Origin of the sequence: Ornithinimicrobium flavum, from assembly GCF_004526345.1 — a bacterium.
Taxonomy (GTDB): domain Bacteria; phylum Actinomycetota; class Actinomycetes; order Actinomycetales; family Dermatophilaceae; genus Ornithinicoccus; species Ornithinicoccus flavus.
This window is the reverse complement of sequence record NZ_CP038213.1, coordinates 3,389,726-3,408,970: the sequence shown is the minus strand read 5'-3', so window position 1 is coordinate 3,408,970 and position 19,245 is coordinate 3,389,726. Positions and strand designations below refer to the sequence as shown.

The following is a 19,245-nucleotide window of genomic DNA, read 5'->3' as shown; positions in this document are numbered from 1 at the left end:
GCCGGGGCCACCCGAACGACCCCGGTGGCCGGGTGGCCGCCGGAGGGGGATCGGTGGGCGTGGCTACAGGTCGGCCAAGAGGGTGCTCGGCCGTTCGACGCAGTCGGCCACGTACCGCAGGAAGCCGCCGGCCGTGCCGCCGTCGCAGACGCGGTGGTCGAAGGTGAAGCTGAGCTGGGTCACCTTGCGCACCGCGAGCCGGCCGCGGTAGACCCACGGCTTGTCGGCGATGCGGCCCACGCCGAGCATGGCCGCCTCGGGGTGGTTGATGATCGGGGTGGACCCGTCCACGCCGAAGACGCCGTAGTTGTTGAGCGTGAAGGTGCCGCCGGTCAGCTCGGCAGGCGTCAGCCGGCCCTCCCGCGCCTTCTCGGTCAGCTCGCGCAGCGCCGCGGCCAGTTCGGTGGTGCTCATCGAGGAGGCGTCGCGCACCACCGGCACCACCAGACCGCGCGGGCTCTGGGCCGCGAAGCCGAGGTGGACGGCCTCGTGCTCGACGATCTCCCCGGCCTCGAGGTCGACCGAGGAGTTCAGGGCGGGGTATGCGGCCAGCCCGGCCACGGTGATCCGGGCCAGGAGGGCGAGGGTGCCGATGCCTGCCTCGGGGCGGGTCTGCCGCAGGGCGTCGCGGGCCTTGAGGAGCCGGGTGGCGTCGACGTCCACCCAGGTCGTGGCGTCCGGGATCTCGCGGCGGGAGGTGGAGAGGCGGTCGACCATGAGGCGGTGCACGCCCTGGATCGGTATGCGGCGCCCGCCACCGGCCACCTGCTGTGGTGGCGTTTCGACCCCACCGGCCACCTGGTGTGGTGCTGCGCTGCGGGCGGCCTCGAGGTCCGCGCGCCGGATGACCCCGGTCGGCCCGGGCCGGACAGCCGTGAGGTCGATCCCCCATTCCTGCGCCAGCCTGCGGACCAGGGGCGAGATGACGCGGACAGCCCGCCGCTCACCACTGGAGGTGGCCGGTGGGGTGCTGGAGCCACCACTGGAGGTGTCCGGTGGGGTGCTGGAGCCACCACTGGAGGTGGTCGGTGGCGTAGGGCGGCGACGGCGGCCGCCGGAGCGACGGGCCGGGCCGTCGCCTGCGCCGTAGCCGATGAGCGGACGCTCGGGCTGGTCGGGGTCGGCGCCTGCGCGCTCCTCCTGCCGGTACTGCTCACCCCCGGCGGGGCGGGAGCCGTCAGCACCTCCGACGGTGATGAGCGGCTCACCGACCGGCAGCACGGTGCCGGGCTCGGCGTGGAGCGCGGTGACGCGACCGGCATACGGGCAGGGGACGTCGACCGAGGCCTTGGCGGTCTCGACGGTGACGACCTCCTGGTCGATCCCCACCTCGTCCCCGACGGTGACGTGCCAGGAGACGATCTCGGCCTCGGTGAGGCCCTCGCCGAGGTCGGGCAGGCGGAAGACGTGGACGCCCGCGCTCACGCGGACACCGCCCGGGTGTCGCTGCCGGCGTGGGTGAGGTCGGGCTCGTCGTCCCACTGCAGACGCGCGATGGTGTCGAGGATCCGGTCGACCCCGGGGAGGTAGGTGTGCTCGAGGATCGGCGGTGGGTAGGGCATGTCCAGCCCGCTGACCCGCAGCACCGGTGCCGCGAGCGAGTGGAAGCACCGCTCCGTCACGCGGGCGGCGATCTCGGCACCCATCCCGGCGAAGCCCTGGGCCTCGGCGAGCACGACCGCCCGGCCGGTCCTGCGCACCGAGGCGGCGACCGTCTCGTCGTCGAAGGGGACCAGCGTGCGAAGGTCGACGACCTCGACGCTCCAGTCCTCCTCGGCGGCCGCGATCTCGGCGGCCTTGAGCGCGTTGGGGACCTGCGGGCCGTAGGTGATGATCGTGACGTCGCTGCCCTCGCGGCGCACCGCGGCCTTGCCGAACGGCTCGGTGGTCACCGGCAGGTCGAGCTCGGCCTTGGACCAGTAGAGCGACTTGGGCTCCATGAAGACGACCGGGTCGTCGGAGGCGATCGCCTCCCGCAGCAGGCTGTAGGCGTCGGCGGGGGTGGAGGGGCTGACGACGTGCAGCCCGGGGGTGTGGACGTAGTAGCCCTCCGAGCTGTCGCAGTGGTGCTCGACCCCGCCGATGCCGCCGGCGTAGGGGTAGCGGATGACCATCGGCATCGGCATCCGGCCCTGCGTGCGGTTGCGCATCTTGGCCACGTGTGAGACGACCTGCTCGAAGGCGGGGTAGCCGAAGGCGTCGAACTGCATCTCGATGACCGGCCGGAAGCCCTGGGTGCACAACCCCACGGCGAACCCGGCGATCCCGGCCTCCGCCAGGGGGGTGTCGAAGCAGCGGTCCTCCCCGAAGTCGCGGGTGAGGCCGTCGGTGATCCGGAAGACGCCGCCCAGCGCCCCGACGTCCTCGCCGAAGACGAGGACCGACTCGTCCTGCGTGAGGGCGTCCCGCAGGGCGGTGTTGAGGGCCTGGGCGTAGGTGGTGGGCTTGCTCATCGCGTGGCCTCCTGCTTCGGGTCCTGCGCGGGCACGGGGTGGGCGGCACCGGCCGCACCGGCGATCTCGGCGCGTACCATCTCGCGCTGCTCGCGCAGCTGCGGGGTGGGCTCGGCATACACGTGCTCGAAGAGCGACATGGGGTCGACCTGGGGCTCGGCGTTCATCCGCTCGCGCAGGGCGGCGGCGAAGTCCTCCGCCTCCTGCCGCACCTCCTCCATCCGGGCGTCGTCGAGGACTCCCTGGCCGACGAGGTAGGCCTGGAGCCGCACGAGCGGGTCCTGGCCGGTCCACTCGTCCACCTCGGCGGGGGTGCGGTAGCGGGTCGCGTCGTCGGCGTTGGTGTGCGCCTCCATCCGGTAGGTGTGGGCCTCCACGAGGACGGGCCCACCTCCGGACCGGGCGTGCTGATATGCGGCGCGCATCACCGCGAGGACCGCGGCCGGGTCGTTGCCGTCCACCTGCTCGCTGCGCACGCCATAGCCGATGCCCTTGTAGGCCAGGGCGGGTGCCTTGGTCTGCTTGGCCAGCGGGACGGAGATCGCGTACTTGTTGTTCTGCACGAGGTAGACGACGGGGGAGTGGAAGACGGCCGCGAAGTTGAGCCCCTCGTGGAAGTCGCCCTCGGAGGTCGCCCCGTCGCCGATGAGGCACAGGACGATGCCGTCGCTGCCCTTGCGGCGCAGGCCGTCCCCGGCACCGGCGGCGTGGACCGCCTGGGTGGCCAGCGGGGTGCACTGGGCGGCGGTGCGCGTCGCGACCGGGTCGTAGCCGCAGTGCCAGTCGCCCCGCAGCAGCGTGAGCACCTCGACGGGGTCGATCCCGCGGGAGACCAGGGCCATCGAGTCCCGGTAGGTGGGGAAGACCCAGTCCTGCTCGGCCAGGGCGAGCATCGGGGCGACCTGGCACGCGTCCTGACCGCGGGAGCTGGGGTAGACGGCCAGGCGTCCCTGCTTGGTCAGGGCGGTCGCCTGGGCGTCGAACCGGCGGCCGATCACCATGCCGCGCCAGACGGCGAGCAGGTCCTCGTCCGAGGGCATGGTGTAGCCGCGTGCCTCCAGGGCGGCGGCCGTCTCGGTGCTCATTTCGGCGCGGGTGCCGTCAGGCGCCAGGAAGCGCACGGGCTCCGGGCAGGGGAGCAGGGTGGAGATGTCGCTCATCATCGAGTCCTCACAGACGTTCGTTGCCCATATCGTCGCGCAGGCCGGACCGAAGGACGAACTCCCGCGGGAAGGTCAAGACGTCTGGCACGATCAGGGGGTGAACGACGGCAATCCGACCAGTGTGACCCGCCCCACACCCCCGCCGGGGAGACAGGTGGCTGCCACCGACGAGACCGACCGGGCGATCATCGAGGCCCTCCGGTCCGACGGCCGGCTCTCGGTGCGGGCGCTCGCCGAGGCGACCCACATCTCCCGGGCCAACGCCTACGCCCGGCTGGACCGTCTGCAACGGGAGGGGGTCATCACCGGGTTCACCGTGACGGTGGACCCGGACCGGATGGGCCTGGCGACGGCGGCCTTCGTGTCGGTGAGCATCGAGCAGGACACCTGGCGACGGGTGGCGACGGACCTGTCGGCGATCCCCGGGGTGGAGCGGGTGGCGCTCGTGGGTGCGGAGTTCGACATCCTCGTGCAGGTGCGGGCCCACGACAACCACGAGCTGCGGGACGTCGTCCTGGGGCAGATCCAGGCGGTGCCCGGGGTCCGGGCGACGCGCACCTGGCTGATCTTCGACGAGTGGGCGACCGGCTGACCGGGCGGGCGACCCCCGTCGCCGCCTGACCGCATACCGGTCGCCGGCCACACCCGCGTCAGGGCTGCGGCGAGGGAGGTGACACTGGCCGACTGCACGACCCAGCCGACCTTCTGGTTCACCCCATGACCCAGCCGACCCGTTGGGTCGGGACACGGACCAATGTCACGTGCGCAGGCGACAAGGGAGGGAGGACCCCTCGGTGTCCTACACGACGTCGGAGTAAGGTGGGAGGTGCCGCGAGGCACGAGCAGAGGAGACGGGTATGCAGGTCGCCGACAAGGTCTTCGTCGTCACCGGAGGCGGGAACGGGATCGGGCGGGAGGTCGTGCTGGGGCTGCTGCAGCGCGGGGCCACAGTGGCCGCCGTCGACCTGCGGACAGAGTCGCTGGAGCAGACGGCGACCCTCGCCTCGGCGGGGGACCGGCTCACGCTGCACACCTGCGACATCAGCGACCGCGCTGCTGTGGAGGCGCTGGCGGACGAGGTGCTCGCGCGGCACGGTCACGTCGACGGTCTGCTCAACGTCGCCGGGATCATCCAGAGGTTCGTGCCGTTCTCCGAGCTGTCCTACGCGGAGATGGAGCGGGTCCTGTCGGTCAACCTGTGGGGCACGATCCACACGACCAAGACCTTCCTCCCCGCGCTGCTCACCCGGCCCGAGGCCAGCATCGTCAACGTCTCCAGCATGGGCGGCTTCTTGCCCGTCCCCGGGCAGACGCTCTACGGCGCGAGCAAGGCGGCCGTCAAGCTGCTCACCGAGGGCCTCTACTCCGAGCTGCGGGAGACGGCGGTGCGGGTGACCATCGTCTTCCCCGGGGCGATCGGCACCGACATCACCACCAACTCCGGCGTCGACGTGCCGGGTGCGGGCAAGCGGGAGATCTCCGCGGAGGAGGCGGCCCGCCGGACCACGCCGGCGCCCGAGGCTGCGGCCACGATCATCGAGCAGGCCGTCGAGAAGGGTGAGTTCCGGGTGACCCTGGGCAAGGACGCTGCGATGCTGGACCGGATGGTCCGCCTGGCGCCGCAGCGGGCGACCGACTTCATCGCCAAGAAGATGGCGGACCTGCTCGGCTGAGCAGGGAGGCCGTCGCCGCAGGTCGGGTGGGGGCCCGGGTAGGGTTGCACGTGCTCGCCGTGCGGCCCCGCCGCTGAGGGAGGTGGCGGGCCAGGCCGCTCTCCCTCCCCGACATCTCTGCCGAGGAGACCCGATGGATCTCGCCCGCCCCGTCATCATCACCGCCGCGATCGTCCTGGGCCTGCTGGTCCTGGCCATCGTCGCCTTCATCTACGCCAAGGTCCGGTTCAAGATCGCCTCACCCGACGAGGCGCTCATCATCACCGGGCGCAAGAGCGGGAAGCCGGTCATCAACCCGGAGACCGGCGAGGAGAGCACCGACCTTTCCGGCCAGCGCGTCGTCATCGGGGGCGGCACCTTCGTCAAGCCGATCTTCGAGCAGGTCGCGCGCCTGTCGCTGGCCTCCCAGAGCTTTCCGGTGACGGCCGAGGACGCGACCACCAAGAGCGGTGTCGGGGTCACGCTGCGCAGCATCGCCGTGGTCAAGGTCGGCGGCACCGAGCGCATGGTGCGGGCCGCGGCCCAGCGCTTCGCCGGCCGCAGCCAGGAGCAGGTCATCGAGCAGCAGACCAGCGAGGTCCTCGTCGGTGTGCTGCGGACGATCGCCGGCACGCTGACCGTCGAGTCGATCCTCTACGAACGCCAGGACTTCTCCAAGGAGGTCAAGGACATCGCGGTCCCGATGCTCGCCGAGCGGGGTCTGATCCTGGAGAACTTCGAGATCCAGACCGTCGAGGACAGCGGCAACTACATCCGCAACCTCGGCCGGCCGCGCGCCGCGGCCGTGGCGCGCGACGCCGAGATCGCCGAGGCCCAGGCGAGCCGAGAGAGCACGGAGCGCTCCAACGAGGCCGCCGTGCAGATCGCCGAGTCCAACAAGGCGCTGGCGCTGCGCAACGCCCAGATCGCCAAGGAGACGGCCACCGCCGAGGCCGAGGCGCAGGCCTCCCGGGAGCGCGCCGAGGCCGAGGCCCAGCAGGCGGTCCTCGAGCAGCAGGAGCTGGTGGCCCAGCGCCGGGCCGCGCTGCGCGAGCAGGAGCTGCAGACCGAGGTGCGCAAGCCCGCCGAGGCCCGCAAGTACGAGGCCGCCCAGGAGGCCGAGGCCCGCAAGTACGCCGCCGAGCAGGAGGCCGAGGCGGCCAAGACCTCGGCGATCCGCAAGGCCGAGGCCGAGGCGCAGCGCACGACTGCGCAGGCCAAGGCGGAGGCCACGGCCCTGCGCGAGCGCGCCGAGGCGGACCTCGTGCAGCGTCAGCGCCAGGCCGAGGGTGCCCTCGCCCAGGCCCGCGCCGAGGCCGACGGTGTCCGGGCACGCGGCGAGGCCGAGGCGGCCGCCGAGCAGGCCAAGGGTGAGGCGCGGGGTGCGGCCATCAAGGCCGAGGCCGACGCCTACCTGTCCTTCCCGGAGTCGGCCCGCCTCCAGATGGTCCTGGATGCCCTGCCGAAGATGGCCCAGCCCTACGCCGACGCCATCAGCGGCATCGACGGCATCACCATCATCGACAGCGAGGGCGCCTCGAAGCTCTCCAACCAGGTCGCCGGTGGGGTGCAGGAGCTGTCCACGCTGCTCAAGGCCCAGACCGGGATCGACCTGATCGAGCTGGTGCAGGGACGCAGCGGCGGGTCGGCCGAGCCGGTCAGCGTCTCGGGCGGCGGGGCGGACGGTGCTGCGGGCGAGGACCGCGGACAGGAGTCGTGAGGCCAGCACCGGTCGGGTCAGGCCGGGCGGCGACGGCCGAGGATCACCGCCTGGTCCTCGGACTCCCACTCCTGTCCGGGGCGGCGCACCAGACGGCTCTCCTCGTCGGCGCCTGCGGAGGCGAGCAGGGAGGACATCCGGTCGGGGTCCCGCAGGTACCGACTGAGCACCACGTCGTGACCGTGACGCCCGTAGGACTCGGCGAGGTCCACCGTGCCGGTCCCGGCCTGAAACCCGACGAGCAGACGCCCACCGGGACGGACCACTCGGACGAGCTCGGTCAGGACGTCCGGCAGCTGGTCGTCCGGGGTGTGGATGGTGGAGTACCAGGCCAGCGCACCCGCGAAGGTGCCGTCCCGGAACGGGAGGTCGGCGAGTGAGGCGACGGTCAGATCGAGATCAGGATGGGCGCGCAGGCCGGCGGCGACCATGCCGGGGGACAGGTCGACGCCTCGGACCGAGCAGCCCCGCCCGGTCAGGTAACGACTCATCCGGCCGCCGCCGCAGCCGGCGTCCAGCACCTCCCCGGCGTCGCGCACGAGCCGGGCGAACGCGTCGAGCATGCCGAGGTCCTCGGCGTGCTCCGCGCGCGTGTCCGGCAGCAGCCGGGTGTAGTCGTCGGCCACCGTGTCGTAGGCCCTGCGGACCACGTCCTCCGGTTGTCCCATGGCCCCAGCCTGTCACCGGTCCCACGGGTATGCCGTCAGCCCAGCCAGACCTGCTCGGGCGCCGGGTGGGAGAGGAAGTGGGTCATCGCCTGGGTGGAGGCGTAGGCGCCGGCCTGGCCGAAGACCACGACGTCGCCGGGTCGCAGGTCCTCCGGCAGGTCGCCACTGCCGACCCGGTCGAGCGAGGTGCACAGGGGGCCGGCCAGGGTCGTCGGGACAGTGGGGCCTCCGGTCGTGTCGTCGAGCACACCGACGCCGGGACGCAGCGCCAACGTCGGGAACGACTGCCCGGTGAGCAGCGGGCGCAGGAGGTGGTTGATCCCGCCCTCGAGCAGGACGAACCGCTCCCCGCGCGAGTCCTTGGTGCGCACCACGCGCGCGCAGTAGACCCCCGTGGGGGCGGAGAGCCACCGGCCCGGCTCGAGCAGCAGCTCACCGGTGAACCACGGGTTCTCCTCCAGCACCCGTCCGAGCCCCGCCCCCAGGGCGCGGACGTCGAGGGAGGGCTCGGCGACGGCATACCGGACGCCGAGCCCGCCCCCGAGGTCGACCAGGTCGAGCGGGTGGCCGAGAAGCTCCTGCACCCGCTCGGCGATGCGCAGGGTGGTCGGTGGTTGGCGAGCAGGCGGCCGGCGTCGAGCTCGTTGCTGGCCGCGAAGACCTGCACCCCGGTGATCCGGACGCGGTGGTAGCGCGCGGCCTCCCGCAGGAACTCCTCGACAACCTCCTCGTCCACCCCGAACGCGCTCGGCCCTCCGCCACCGATGATCGTCGCCGCCTCCGACACCCCCGAGGCAGGGTTGACCCGCACGCTCACGGGCAGGGGCCGCCCACCCTCGTGGAGCACGTGCAGCCGCGCCACGTCCTCGATGCCGTCGACCTGGACGCGGGCCCCGGCGAAGAGGGCCGCCTGCAGGTCACGCTCGGACTTCGCGGGACCGGCGAAGACCATCCCGGAGCCCGTCCCGCCCGCGGCCAGCACGGTGGAGACCTCGCCCGCGCTCGCGCAGTCGAACCACGCACCCCGCGCGGCGAACGTCTCCAGCAACGGCAGCCCGGGGTTGGACTTCACGGCGTACGCCAGGCGGACCCGACCCGGGAGGGCGGCCCTCAGCCGGTCGAAGCGCTCGCGGGCGAACCCCAGGTCGTAGGCGAAGAACGGGGTGGCGCGGGTGCTCGCCAGCTCCTCCAGCGTGGCTCCGTCGAAGGTGAACAGGTCGGTCGTCGCAGCGGTCAAGATCATGCCTTCCACCAGGGCGCCAGACGGCGCAGTCCTTCCTCGAGCTCGTCGAGCGGGCCGCCGAGGCTGACCCGCAGGTGCCCGGCCCCGCGCGCCCCGAAGGCGCTGCCGGGCACCGTCGTCACGCCGCCCTCGTCCCGCAGACGGAGGGCGAAGGAGAGCGTCGGGTCGTCAAGGGCGCGGTCGTCGGGGGCGCCATCGGGACCGCTGTCCAGGGCACCGTCGGGGACCGGGAGCCACAGGTAGATGCCCGCTCGCCCCGGGCGACCCGCCCCTCGCGGGTCGCCCGCGTGCCGGAGCAGCTCCGGCGCCTCGGCGGCCACCAGCTCCCACCGGTCGCGCACGTGCTGCCGTGCCTGCGCCAGCACCTCGTCCGCGGCGTCGAGCAGCGCCAGGGCCGCCCGCTGCGAGGGCTGCGCGGGGGCGGTGGTCATGGCGTTGTGCACGATGCGGGCGGTGGCGAGCACCTCGGGCGCGCCCACGGCCCAGCCGACCCTCAGCCCGGGCGCCCCGAAGGCCTTGCTCGTCGACCCGAGCACGATCCCGGCGTCGATGCCGGCCACGTCGTGCAGCGACGGCGGCGCCTCGTCCACCCAGAGGTCGCGGTAGACCTCGTCACTGATGAGGAGCACGCCACGGCGCGCGCAGGCCTCGGCGACCTGGACCAGGGCGGGGGCGGTCGCCATGCCCCCGGTCGGGTTGGCCGGGTGGCACAGGACGACCAGCGAGGTCCGCGGGTGCGCGGCCAGCGTCCCGACGAGCGCGTCGGCGTCGAGGTGGCCCCCGGGCGCGAGGGGGTAGCCGACCGGGTCCGCGCCGCACAACCGGGCGAGGGAGACGTAGGAGACGAAGCCGGGGTCGGGCACGAGGACCGTGCTGCCGGGCTCGACGTGGGTCTGGTAGAGCGCGAACAGCGCCGCCTGGCTGCCCGCCGTCATCATGACCTCCTCCGACCGGACGCGCGTTCCTGACAGACCGGACGCGCGTTCCTGACGGACCGGACGCGCGGTCCTGCCGTGATGGGCGGCGACGGCCTCGACGAGGTGCGGGCGACCTGCGTTGGGGCCGTAGGGAAGTGGCCCCTCGTCGCCACCGGCCGCGGTCAGGGCGTCCCGGGCGACCTGTGGCAGCGGCCACCCGGGCTCGCCGAGACCCAGGCTGACCGTCCCGGGTGGGGCGCCCACCGCCATGCGGCGGATGGGTGACAGGCCCAGGCCCGCCACCCTGCTGGCGGGGCTCACCGCAACGACTCCTCGAGGACGGTGGCGGCGTCGGTGGAGGCGTCGCGGTACTTGACGATGACGGGCGCGTAGAGGGCCAGGCCCCGCTCACCCGCCCACCGGCCGCGGGCGGGGCGGGAGCCGGGTACGACCACGGCACCCTCGGGCACCTCGCCCCGCAGCTCCCGCTCGTGGACCAGGTCGTGGACCGTCGTGCCGGCCGTGAGGACGACCCCGGGGGCCAGCACCGCGTCGGCCCGGACCACCACGCCCTCGAAGAGCCCGCACTGCGCACCGACGAAGACCCGGTCCTCCACGACGACCGGCCGCGCGCCGACAGGCTCGAGCACCCCGCCGAGCTGCACGGCGGCCGACAGGTGCACGCCCTCGCCGACCTGGGCGCAGCTGCCGACCAGGACGTGGCTGTCGACCATCGACCCGGCGCCGACGTGCGCCCCGACGTTGACGTAGCTGGGTGGCATGACGACGGTGCCCCGGGCCAGGTGGGCCCCGCGCCGGACGGAGGTGCCGCCGGGCACGACGCGGACCCCGTCGGCCAGGCCCATCCGGCGGGCCGGCACGAGGGAGCGGTCGACCGCCCCGCCCGGCCAGTCCAGCTCGACGGTCCCACTGACCCGGAACGCCGCGAGGATCCCGCGCTTCACCCAGGCGTGGGCCTGCCAGTCACCGGCGGCGTCGCGCGCTGCGGCGCGGACCGAGCCCTCCTCGAGAGCGTCAAGCAGGGCCTCGACGTGGCCGGCGACCTCCCGGTCGTCGAGGCGGTCCGCACCACCTCCGGGGCTGAAGAAGGCCTCCAGCGCGTCGACGTCGACCGGGCGGGTGGTGGATCCGTGACGGGGCGAGGTGCTCGGCATACCGGCGCCCCTCACGACGCCAGCGCGCCGGCGTCGCGCGGCACGGCGCGGACGGCGGTGAGGTCAGGCGTGGTCGCCCGCCGGGCGGCCTGCAGGCCGGCCAGCGCCTGCTGCACGCACGTCCACGTCCGGGGCTCGGCGGGCGACAGGGGGAGGCGGACCATCCCGGTCGACAGGCCCAGGCAGGCCAGGGCCGCCTTGACCGGGACGGGGTTGGTCTCGGCGAACAGGGCGTCCATCAGCGGAGACAGCAGGGCGGAGGCCTCCCGGGCGCGGTCGAGGTCACCCTCCAGCGCCGCGTGGACGAGCCGCCGCGTCTCGACCGGGGCCACGTTGGCGCACACCGACACCAGCCCGCGGGCGCCGACCGCGATCGAGGCGAGGGCCAGGTCGTCGTCCCCGGCGAGGACGACGCGTCCGGGAGGAGCCTGCTGGCAGGTCCGGGCGATCTGGCGCAGATCCCCCGAGCTCTCCTTGAGCGCGACGACCTGCTCCACACCCCAGATGCTGCGCATGGCCTCGGTGGTGAGGTTGCAGCCCGTCCGCCCCGGCACGTTGTAGGCGATGATCGGCAGCCCCGGTGCCGCCTCGGCGACGGCGCGGTAGTGCGCCACCAGTCCGCTGACCTGGGGCTTGTTGTAGTAGGGGGTCACCACGAGCAGCCCGTCCGCGCCGGCGGCGGCGGCCTGGGCGGCGAGCTCGCAGGTTCGCCCGGTGTCGTTGTGCCCCACGCCGACGACGACGGGGACGGGCCGGGGCGCGCGGCCCGCCACCTCCACCGCCTGGCGCACCAGCGCGTGCCGCTCGACGTCGTCGACCGTCGCGGCCTCACCGGTGGAGCCGAGCACCACCAGCCAGTCCACGCCGTCCCCGTCGGCGAGCACGTGGGCGACCAGGCGTCCGAAGGCCTCGTGGTCGACCGCCGGCTTTCGTCCGCCCCCGACCGCGTCGGTGCCGGTCGTGAACGGGGTCGCCAGGGCGACGCCGAGACCGGTGAACGGGGTGGGGGTCGGGATGGTGGTCATCTGGGTCCTTCTTCGGTCGGGCCGTCGAGCAGACGGCGCAGGTGGTCCTCGGCGAGGTCGTCGAGGGTGGTGAGGCCGGGGGTGGTGCGGCCCGCGAGCCAGCGCGCGGCCGTCACGGCGCCGGTGGCGAAGAGGTCACGCCGGTGCGCGGTATGCCGCACGGTGAGGGTCTCCAGGGCGGAGGCGGCGACCACCTCGTGCTCCCCGACGACGCCGCCGAGGCGCAGGCTCGTGGTCTGGACGGTCGATCGGTCACGTCCCGCCCCGGCGGCGAGGGCGTCCCGCAGGACCAGGGCGGTGCCGCTGGGGGCGTCGACCTTGTGCCGGTGGTGGGTGTCGGTCACGGCGAGGTCGACCTCGTCGGCGACCAGGCCGGAGACGGCATACCCGCCCAGCACGCGGGCCAGCCGGAGCACCAGGGCGAGGCCGAGGGAGAAGTTGGGGGCGACGAGCACCCGCTGCTCGGGCCCGAGGCCCGCGAGGAGGTCGGTGTCCCAGCCGGTCGTGCCGATCACGAGGGGGGTGCCGGTGGTGCGGGCCCAGGCGAGGTGGCCGGCCACGGCCTCGGCAGCACTGACGTCGACGGCGACGTCGACCGCCTCGAGGGCCGCTCCGGTGCCCTCCCGTCCCACGGACCAGGCCACGCGGACGTCGTCGCGGGGGGCGGCGACCTCGCCGATCGTCGTGGCGAGACGACCGCGGCCGAGTAGTCCGAGGGTGAGGGGCACCTGTCGAGTATGAGGCCCCTCAGCGCCTTTCAAAGACCACGTTTGTGCAGGTCAAAGAGGGTTTCCCGCACCTCGGTCGGTTCGCCGAACGGTGTTCCGTCGATGGGTGGGTCCGGCTACGACAACGTCCGGGCGGGGTCGGAAAAGTCAGGACGGGGTCTCCGCGACCCTGTCACGAACGCGCGTCCGGTCTGTCACGAACGCGCGTCCGGTTGCACTAGGGGCGGACGAGGCCGGGGCGGTAAGCGAGGGCGACGAGCTGGGCGCGGTCGTGCGAGCCGGTCTTCATCAGAAGACGGGAGATGTGCGTCTTGATCGTGGACTCGGACACGAAGAGCCGCCGGGCCAGCTCGGTGTTGCTGGGGGCGTCGGCCATGTGCCCCAGCACCTCGAGCTCGCGGCGGGAGAGCATGTCCAGGCTGGGGCGGCCCGAGGCGTCGACCGGCAGTGTCTCGCGCAGCGTGTCGATGACCTTGCCGGCCACGCCGGGGTCGATCCACGAGCCGCCCTCGGCCACCTGTCGCACGGCATCGGCCAGGCTCGTGGGCGCTGCCTGCTTGAGCATGAAGCCGGACGCCCCGGCCCGCAGCGCGCCGTAGAGGATGTCGTCCTGGTCGAAGGTCGTCAGGACCAGGACGGACGTCCCGGCATGATCCTCGCCCTCGGTGTCGTGGGTGATGCGTCGCGTGGCCTCGATGCCGTCGATGCCCGGCATCCGGATGTCCATGAGGACCACGTCGGGGCGTTCGCGCAACGCCACGGCGACGGCCTCGGTGCCGTCACCCACCGCCGCGATGCACTCCAGGTCCGGCTCGGCGTCCAGCAGCATGGACATCCCCTCCCGGACCTCGGGCTGGTCGTCGGCGATCAGGATGCGGATGGTCACGGTGTCTCCCTGCTGAGATGGTCACGTGCATCCCGGGTGAGACGGTCACGGTGTCTCCTCCGGGTCGTCGGGGTCGGGTGGGTCGTCGGGGTCGTCGTCCGGGTGCCGGCGCGTGGACGTGGAGGGTCCGGCAGCAGGCGGGTGCGCGGGCAGGGTCGCGGTGACGACGAACTCGTCACCGGCCGGGCCGGCCTCGAAGCTGCCGCCGACCAGCTCGACCCGCTCGCGCAGCCCGAGCAGCCCGTGCCCGCCGCTGGGCGCCGCAGGCCGGTCCGTGCTCTCCCGGCCGGCGCGGCTGCGGACCTGGACCTGAAGGGTCTCCCCGCTCCAGGTCTTGTAGATGTCGACCAGCCCGCCCGGCCCGGCGTGCTTGAGCGCGTTGGTGAGCGACTCCTGGATGACGCGGTAGGCCGCGCCGCCCACCGACGGGTCCACCGTCCCCCGGTGCCCGCTGCGGTGGACCTGCACCACCAGCCCGCTCTGCCGGGGCGTCTCCAGCAACCGGTCCAGATCATCCAGGTCGGGCTGGAGGCGGGCGAGCAGGAGGGCGGGATCCTCCGCCTCGGCATCCAGGCCGTCCGGCCGTCGCAGGACGCCGAGGAGCCGGTTGAGCTCACGCAGGCTCTGCGAACCGGTGCCCTCGATGTTGCCCAGGGCCTTGATCACCGTGGACAGCCGGGGATCCTCCGGAAGGTCGTGCGTCACCGACGTCGCCAGGGCGCGGGCCCCCGCCGCCTGCATCATCATCGCGCTCACCGAGTGGGCCAGGATGTCGTGCAGGTCCCGGGCGATGCGGACCCGCTCGGCGTGCGCCGACTCCTGCGCGGACCGCTCCACCTCGGCGGCGAGGGTGTCGGTGCGGGCGAGGCGCACGGCGTCCAGTCGGCCGAAGGCCCACGGCGCGATGAGGACGAGGCCGAAGAAGATGATGGCGAAGGCGACGTCCACCGAGCTCAGGACGGGTTCCGAGCGCAGTGTCACCCAGCCCATGACGAGTCCGTAGACGAGGGCCAGTCCCAGGGTCGGCAGGCCGAGCATCCGGCCCGACCGCCCGGCGGCGGTGTACACGGCCACCAGTACGCAGAAGATCGGTTGGGCCAGCTCGATCCACAGCAGGAGCCCCGTCGAGAGCGCGAGCGTCCCCAGCAGCACCGGGAAGGGTCTGCGTGCCCGCAGGAGGAGCAGGGCCGCCATCCCCACCACGACGAGGGCGGGGACCACCTGGGAGACCCGGTCGCCGGTCCAGCGATCATGGGTGCCCCACTGCATACCGACGCCGGTCAGGACCAGGTCCAGGGACCCGGCGAGCACCGCGGCGGCGACGTGGATCATCAGGCGGGCGCGAGGCCAGCCCAGCAGGCCGATGACTCCCAGGTGCCAAGGGCTGGGCGGAGCGTGGCTTGTGCCGCTCGTTCCCTGCCTCCTGCGCCCCGAGGTCGAGGACGGGGTCAGGCCCGTCAAGACAATCCTGCCTCCTCCGGCAGGCCTTCGCCACCATCGACGCACACCTGGGGAGAGCTACGGCGCGGCGCCGGGTGCTCGTCCCTGCCGCCCCCTGCCGCGACAGGGACGAGCTCGCGCCCGGCCCTCGGCTGCTGGTGTCCCTGGCGTCCCTGCCGTCCAGCTGCCCGATGCGCCGTCTGCACGCCTCAGTCTGTCTCCGCCGTGCGGGCGCGGTCATCATCCTGGAGGGGGATATGGGCCAGCGGCCGTGCGACCGTGGGGAAGGTCGTGGCACCGACGGCAGGGACGGGGTATGTGGCAGGCTGGGCCCACCGTCGACGCCCCCGCGTCGCGGGTCTCGGAAGGAGCAGACGTTGGAGCGCGAGCAGGTCGAGCTGGACACCGAGGGTGTCGGCCGCGGGAGCCTCATCCGCTACGGCCACTGGGGCCGTCCGCTCCTGGTCTTCCCCTCCGAGGCCGGCCGTGCCTGGGACTTCGAGAACAACGGGATGATCCAGGCCATCGCACCCCTCATCGACGCGGGGCGGGTCAAGGCCTACTGCGTCGACTCCTTCGACCACCTGTCCTGGAGCGAGAACAGTCTCCCGACCGAGGAGCGGGCCCACAGGCACGCCACCTACGAGCGCTGGATCCTCGACACGATCGTGCCGGTCATCGACCGCGACTCCCCCGGGCACTCCGGCATCATCACGACCGGCTGCAGCATGGGTGGCTACCACGCCGTCAACTTCGGGCTCAAGCGCCCCGACCTCTTCCCGGTCGCTATCAGCCTCTCCGGCAACTTCGACCCCACCTCCTGGCACGGCTGGGGGGAGTTCGGCGAGGCCACCTATTTCGCCAACCCCACCGCCTACGTGGCCGGCATGGGGGGCGACCACCTGCAGTGGGTGCGCCAGCATGCCAGCATCGTCCTCGTCGTGGGCCAGGGCGCGTTCGAGGTCCACCCCACCCAGTCCCTCCCCGGAGCCCAGCGGCTGGCGCACATCCTCGCCGACAAGGGCATCCCGCACGAGCTGGACCTCTGGGGCTACGACAGCGCCCACGACTGGCCGTGGTGGCGCAAGCAGTTGGCGCACCACCTGCCGCGCTTCTGCTGAGGTACGCCCCCCCTGCCGCGACGGCCACGGGAAATGTCCTGCAGGCGGATGGGCCGGGCCCGGGCGGGGTCTAGCGTCGCGGTCGTGGGTGCTCGCCCGTGAAGCACACCCGATCCCGTCCGCCCCTCTCCTCCACGTTTCCCTGCGTCGTCGCGCCCCTGCGCACGACGGCACCGCTCTCGTTCCCGCGCGGAGAGCCATCACGCCGACCTCCGCGACGACCTCTGGCGGCCTCGCCAAGGCGAGACCACGGACACGGGTGACCCTGCGAGGCACCCGCCCGTGCAGTCTTGGCGGCCGGACGGTCACGGGACGCCCGGCCGCCGCCAGTCTGACCGCAGCCACCCGCCGGCTGAACCTGAATCAGCCTGCAGGATGAATCTTCCCTCTCCCTGCAACCGGACGCGCGTTCGTGACGGTTTTCCACAGGCCCAGTTGTGGACATCCGTCACGAACGCGCGTCCGGTGTGCCAGGAACGCGCGTTCGGTCGAAGTATGGGGTCAGGCAGGGGTGATGGGGGTGGTGGGGGTGGTGGTCGCGCCCGACGAGCGCTGGTCGGTCACCCACAGGCCGGTGAGGCCGCGGAAGTGGGCGATGAACTTCTCGTGCTCGTGCTGGGGGTAGTGGCCGGTGACGGTGTCGACGAGGAGCCGGTCGAAGTCGTCGGAGGCGACCCACTCCAGCACCCGCTCGGGCAGGTGGGGCAGGTGCTGCTCGCACCACTCCCAGTAGCGGTCGGTCTCGAACTCGTCGTCGGCCAGCTTGCGGTAGGCCTGCATCTTCTCGTCGTAGCTGCGGTCCGGGTCGTCGGCGATGTCGAAGTAGGCCCGGGGCGACCGCACCCCGATGAAGGCGCGCCGACCGGTGACCAGGCAGTAGGTCGACCAGCGCACCAGCGCGGTGATCGCCCAGGGGAAGTAGTAGTGCAGCGAGGTCAGCGCCACGTCCGGGCAGGCGTTGGCGTAGTCGATCGGGTGGACCTCGTCGCCCTTGACCAGCATCTCCGCACTGTTGAACTCCCAGCCGAAGAAGGCGTTGACGACCTTGCTCACGGTCTCGGCCTCCCAGCCGGCCTTCGGCGAGAGGAAGTTGTGGGTGACGGCGTACCGGTTGTGCATCGGCTCGTCGGGCCGGAAGTCCATGACCATCGTCTCCGGGCCGATCGAGAGCGCCCGGGCGAAGTGCTCGTAGTCGATCGTCGCCTGCAGATGCATGAGCATGTTGCCGGACTCGTCGTAGGACCGGTGCAGGTCCTCCACGTCGTTGACCTTGGACACCCCGCGCCAGCCACCGCCGTCGAAGGGCTTCATGAACAGCGGGTAACCGACCTCCTGCGCGATCTGCTCCAGGTCGAAGGGGTCGTTGTAGCGCGCGGAGGTGTAGGCCCACCGGGTGTTGTCGACCGGGTTCTTGTAGGGCACGAGCACGGTCTTCGGGATCTTCATCCCCAGCCGCAGCATCGCGACGTAGGCGCTGTGCTTCTCCATCGCCTGGAAGGTGAAGGGGCTGTTGAGCAGGTAGGTGTCGTTCATCAGCGCGGCCTTCTTCAGCCACTCGCGGGGGTGGTAGTACCAGTACGCCAACCGGTCGATGCACAGCTCGTGCCGCACCGGATCCGTCAGGTCGAAGGGGTGGATGCGCACCCGCTCGCTGGTCACGCTGTGGGTCGTCCCCCCGACCTTCAAGGGCCCCACCATCCCCAGGATCGACTCGAAGGCCCGCGGCCAGTCCTCCTCCGCGCCGAGCAGCAGACCGATCAGGTGGGTGCGCACATCGTTGGTCATGGCGGAACGTTAGCGGGTATGACGCGCAGCGTCAGCCAGACGTCCCGGTCACCCGGTCGGCGATGAGGCCGGCGATGGGGAGCGCGGAGGTGGCGGCCGGCGACGGGGCGTTGAGGACGTGCACGGTCCGGGGGGTCGTGAGGACGAGGAAGTCCTCGACCATCGAGCCGTCGGCGCGCAGCGCCTGGGCGCGGATGCCGGCCTCGTGCGGCAGGAGGTCGGAGACGGTGAGGTCGGGGCAGTAGCGCCGGACCAGGGCGAGGTAGGCGGTTCGGGACAGGGAGTTCCACTGCTCGGCAAGACCGCTGCGCAGGTGGTGCCGGGCGAACCTCCACCAGCCGGGAAAAGTCAGCACGTCCACGGCGTCGCGCAGGTCGACCGACAACTTCCGGTAGCCCTCGCGTGACCAGCCCATGACGGCGTTCGGGCCGACCGTGACCCCGCCGTCCATCATCAGTGTCAGGTGGACCCCGAGAAAGGGCAGCGCGGGGTCCGGGACCGGGTAGATGAGTGTGCCGACGATCCCGTCGCGAGAGGGGGGGAGGCGGTAGTACTCACCACGGAACGGCACCATGCGGATGTCGGTCTCGACCCCGCCGAGGCGGGCCAGGCGGTCGGCCTGGATCCCGGCGCACGCGACCAGGCGCAGGCCCTCCACGGCCTCGTCGCTGCCGGCCAGGTCGACGCGCACCCGGCCGGGGGACTCCGTGATGCCGGTGACCCTCACCCCGGTCCGCACCTGCCCGCCGAGCCGCCCGATCTCCCGGGACATCGCGTCGCAGACCTCGGTGTAGTCCACGATGCCCGTGGTCGACGAGAAGAGCGCACCCACCCCGACGACGTTCGGTTCTCGGCGACGCAGCTCCGCAGCGTCCAGCCGCTCGAGGGTGAGGCCGTTGGCGGCGGCCCGCTCCTGCAGCGTGGTCATCCGCGCGAGCTCGGGCTCGTCGGTGGCGACGATGAGCTTGCCGGTGTCGCGGTAGGGGACGCCGTGCGCGTCGCAGAACTCCCGCGTCGCCCGCGCGCCGGCGGCGCACAGGCGCGCCTTGAGCGATCCCGGCGCGTAGTAGACCCCCGCATGGATGACGCCGCTGTTGTGGCCCGTCTGGTGCCGCCCCAGCCGCTGCTCCTTCTCGAGCACCAGCACGCCGGACCCCGGCCGGCGCTGCAGCAGCGTCATCGCGGTGGCCAATCCCACGATGCCGCCACCCAGGACGACCACGTCGTACGGCGTGCTCACGCTCGCCCCGCCTGCTCGCGGGCTCCTGG

At 72.7% G+C, this 19,245-nt stretch carries 17 protein-coding genes and 1 pseudogene; 4 read left to right on the top strand and 14 right to left on the bottom strand.

The annotated features are described in order from the left end of the window. Positions 1 to 63: 63 nt before the first annotated feature. The 3 genes from E3Z34_RS16165 to E3Z34_RS16155 are packed head-to-tail and all read right to left on the bottom strand — an operon-like array spanning position 64 to position 3,613. Positions 64 to 1,425: a dihydrolipoamide acetyltransferase family protein gene (locus E3Z34_RS16165; protein WP_134774430.1), complete on the bottom strand. Its 1,362-nt coding sequence runs from the start codon at positions 1,423 to 1,425 to the stop codon at positions 64 to 66. Continuing rightward, entirely contained in the window at positions 1,422 to 2,453 is a 1,032-nt protein-coding gene (locus tag E3Z34_RS16160) for an alpha-ketoacid dehydrogenase subunit beta (protein WP_134774429.1), read from the bottom strand. Before E3Z34_RS16160 ends, E3Z34_RS16165 begins: the two co-directional genes overlap by 4 nt. Beyond that, positions 2,450 to 3,613, bottom strand: a complete 1,164-nt coding sequence (locus tag E3Z34_RS16155) for a thiamine pyrophosphate-dependent dehydrogenase E1 component subunit alpha (RefSeq protein ID WP_134774428.1) — start codon at positions 3,611 to 3,613, stop codon at positions 2,450 to 2,452. The genes E3Z34_RS16160 and E3Z34_RS16155 overlap by 4 nt, the downstream gene beginning before the upstream one ends. Before the next feature lie 157 nt (positions 3,614 to 3,770). On the opposite strand from E3Z34_RS16155, the gene E3Z34_RS16150 reads away from it, so the two are divergent. The 3 genes from E3Z34_RS16150 (at position 3,771) to E3Z34_RS16140 (ending at position 6,988) form a co-directional block, all read left to right on the top strand. Beyond that, positions 3,771 to 4,208, top strand: coding sequence for an Lrp/AsnC family transcriptional regulator (locus E3Z34_RS16150; RefSeq protein ID WP_238695235.1), 438 nt, complete (start codon positions 3,771 to 3,773; stop codon positions 4,206 to 4,208). Between the two features lie 265 nt (positions 4,209 to 4,473). After that, on the top strand, positions 4,474 to 5,289 hold the full coding sequence (locus E3Z34_RS16145) for an SDR family NAD(P)-dependent oxidoreductase (protein WP_134774426.1): 816 nt from the start codon (positions 4,474 to 4,476) through the stop codon (positions 5,287 to 5,289). A 133-nt stretch (positions 5,290 to 5,422) separates the two neighbouring features. Then, on the top strand, positions 5,423 to 6,988 hold the full coding sequence (locus E3Z34_RS16140; RefSeq protein WP_134774425.1) for a flotillin family protein: 1,566 nt from the start codon (positions 5,423 to 5,425) through the stop codon (positions 6,986 to 6,988). Between the two features lie 17 nt (positions 6,989 to 7,005). Here E3Z34_RS16140 and E3Z34_RS16135 read toward each other — a convergent pair whose 3' ends face one another. The 9 genes and pseudogenes from E3Z34_RS16135 to E3Z34_RS16100 all read right to left on the bottom strand — a co-directional run bounded on the left by E3Z34_RS16135 (position 7,006) and on the right by E3Z34_RS16100 (position 14,962). After that, positions 7,006 to 7,656: a class I SAM-dependent methyltransferase gene (locus E3Z34_RS16135; RefSeq protein WP_134774424.1), complete on the bottom strand. Its 651-nt coding sequence runs from the start codon at positions 7,654 to 7,656 to the stop codon at positions 7,006 to 7,008. A 35-nt stretch (positions 7,657 to 7,691) separates the two neighbouring features. Next, entirely contained in the window at positions 7,692 to 8,240 is a 549-nt protein-coding gene (locus E3Z34_RS19595; protein ID WP_158288719.1) for a type III PLP-dependent enzyme domain-containing protein, read from the bottom strand. Positions 8,241 to 8,356: 116 nt separating this feature from the next. Continuing rightward, positions 8,357 to 8,899 (bottom strand): annotated as a pseudogene (locus tag E3Z34_RS20380) (hypothetical protein); the annotation flags it as partial. Continuing rightward, positions 8,896 to 10,137, bottom strand: a complete 1,242-nt coding sequence (locus E3Z34_RS16125; RefSeq protein WP_134774422.1) for a pyridoxal phosphate-dependent aminotransferase — start codon at positions 10,135 to 10,137, stop codon at positions 8,896 to 8,898. The pseudogene E3Z34_RS20380 and the gene E3Z34_RS16125, both read right to left, overlap by 4 nt. Further along, positions 10,134 to 10,991, bottom strand: coding sequence for a 2,3,4,5-tetrahydropyridine-2,6-dicarboxylate N-succinyltransferase (locus tag E3Z34_RS16120; RefSeq protein WP_134774421.1), 858 nt, complete (start codon positions 10,989 to 10,991; stop codon positions 10,134 to 10,136). Before E3Z34_RS16120 ends, E3Z34_RS16125 begins: the two co-directional genes overlap by 4 nt. Before the next feature lie 11 nt (positions 10,992 to 11,002). Further along, on the bottom strand, positions 11,003 to 12,016 hold the full coding sequence (dapA, locus tag E3Z34_RS16115) for a 4-hydroxy-tetrahydrodipicolinate synthase (protein ID WP_134774420.1): 1,014 nt from the start codon (positions 12,014 to 12,016) through the stop codon (positions 11,003 to 11,005). Then, positions 12,013 to 12,744: a 4-hydroxy-tetrahydrodipicolinate reductase gene (locus tag E3Z34_RS16110; protein ID WP_158288718.1), complete on the bottom strand. Its 732-nt coding sequence runs from the start codon at positions 12,742 to 12,744 to the stop codon at positions 12,013 to 12,015. The genes dapA and E3Z34_RS16110 overlap by 4 nt, the downstream gene beginning before the upstream one ends. 217 nt (positions 12,745 to 12,961) lie before the next feature. Continuing rightward, complete coding sequence (locus E3Z34_RS16105; protein WP_134774418.1) at positions 12,962 to 13,630, bottom strand: response regulator transcription factor; 669 nt, start codon at positions 13,628 to 13,630, stop codon at positions 12,962 to 12,964. 45 nt (positions 13,631 to 13,675) lie between these two features. Continuing rightward, complete coding sequence (locus E3Z34_RS16100; RefSeq protein ID WP_134774417.1) at positions 13,676 to 14,962, bottom strand: sensor histidine kinase; 1,287 nt, start codon at positions 14,960 to 14,962, stop codon at positions 13,676 to 13,678. Positions 14,963 to 15,447: 485 nt separating this feature from the next. On the opposite strand from E3Z34_RS16100, the gene E3Z34_RS16095 reads away from it, so the two are divergent. Next, on the top strand, positions 15,448 to 16,191 hold the full coding sequence (locus E3Z34_RS16095) for an esterase family protein (protein WP_134774416.1): 744 nt from the start codon (positions 15,448 to 15,450) through the stop codon (positions 16,189 to 16,191). A 501-nt stretch (positions 16,192 to 16,692) separates the two neighbouring features. Here the strand turns inward: E3Z34_RS16095 and E3Z34_RS16090 are convergent. Then, positions 16,693 to 17,976, bottom strand: a complete 1,284-nt coding sequence (locus tag E3Z34_RS16090) for an ATP-grasp domain-containing protein (protein ID WP_134774415.1) — start codon at positions 17,974 to 17,976, stop codon at positions 16,693 to 16,695. A 31-nt stretch (positions 17,977 to 18,007) separates the two neighbouring features. After that, positions 18,008 to 19,216 carry an L-2-hydroxyglutarate oxidase gene (gene lhgO / locus E3Z34_RS16085; RefSeq protein ID WP_134774414.1) on the bottom strand — a complete coding sequence of 403 codons (1,209 nt, stop codon included), beginning with the start codon at positions 19,214 to 19,216 and terminating at the stop codon, positions 18,008 to 18,010. Positions 19,217 to 19,245: the final 29 nt, after the last annotated feature.

Excerpts from the sequence above, each read along its gene's own strand:
- E3Z34_RS16160 (WP_134774429.1), bottom strand. The coding sequence starts at position 2,453 with ATGAGCAAGCCCACCACCTACGCCCAGGCCCTCAACACCGCCCTGCGG.
- E3Z34_RS16155 (WP_134774428.1), bottom strand. The coding sequence starts at position 3,613 with ATGAGCGACATCTCCACCCTGCTCCCCTGCCCGGAGCCCGTGCGCTTC.
- E3Z34_RS16145 (WP_134774426.1), top strand. The coding sequence starts at position 4,474 with ATGCAGGTCGCCGACAAGGTCTTCGTCGTCACCGGAGGCGGGAACGGG.
- E3Z34_RS16140 (WP_134774425.1), top strand. The coding sequence starts at position 5,423 with ATGGATCTCGCCCGCCCCGTCATCATCACCGCCGCGATCGTCCTGGGC.
- E3Z34_RS16135 (WP_134774424.1), bottom strand. The coding sequence starts at position 7,656 with ATGGGACAACCGGAGGACGTGGTCCGCAGGGCCTACGACACGGTGGCC.
- E3Z34_RS16120 (WP_134774421.1), bottom strand. The coding sequence starts at position 10,991 with ATGCCGAGCACCTCGCCCCGTCACGGATCCACCACCCGCCCGGTCGAC.
- dapA (WP_134774420.1), bottom strand. The coding sequence starts at position 12,016 with ATGACCACCATCCCGACCCCCACCCCGTTCACCGGTCTCGGCGTCGCC.
- E3Z34_RS16100 (WP_134774417.1), bottom strand. The coding sequence starts at position 14,962 with ATGATCCACGTCGCCGCCGCGGTGCTCGCCGGGTCCCTGGACCTGGTC.
- E3Z34_RS16090 (WP_134774415.1), bottom strand. The coding sequence starts at position 17,976 with ATGACCAACGATGTGCGCACCCACCTGATCGGTCTGCTGCTCGGCGCG.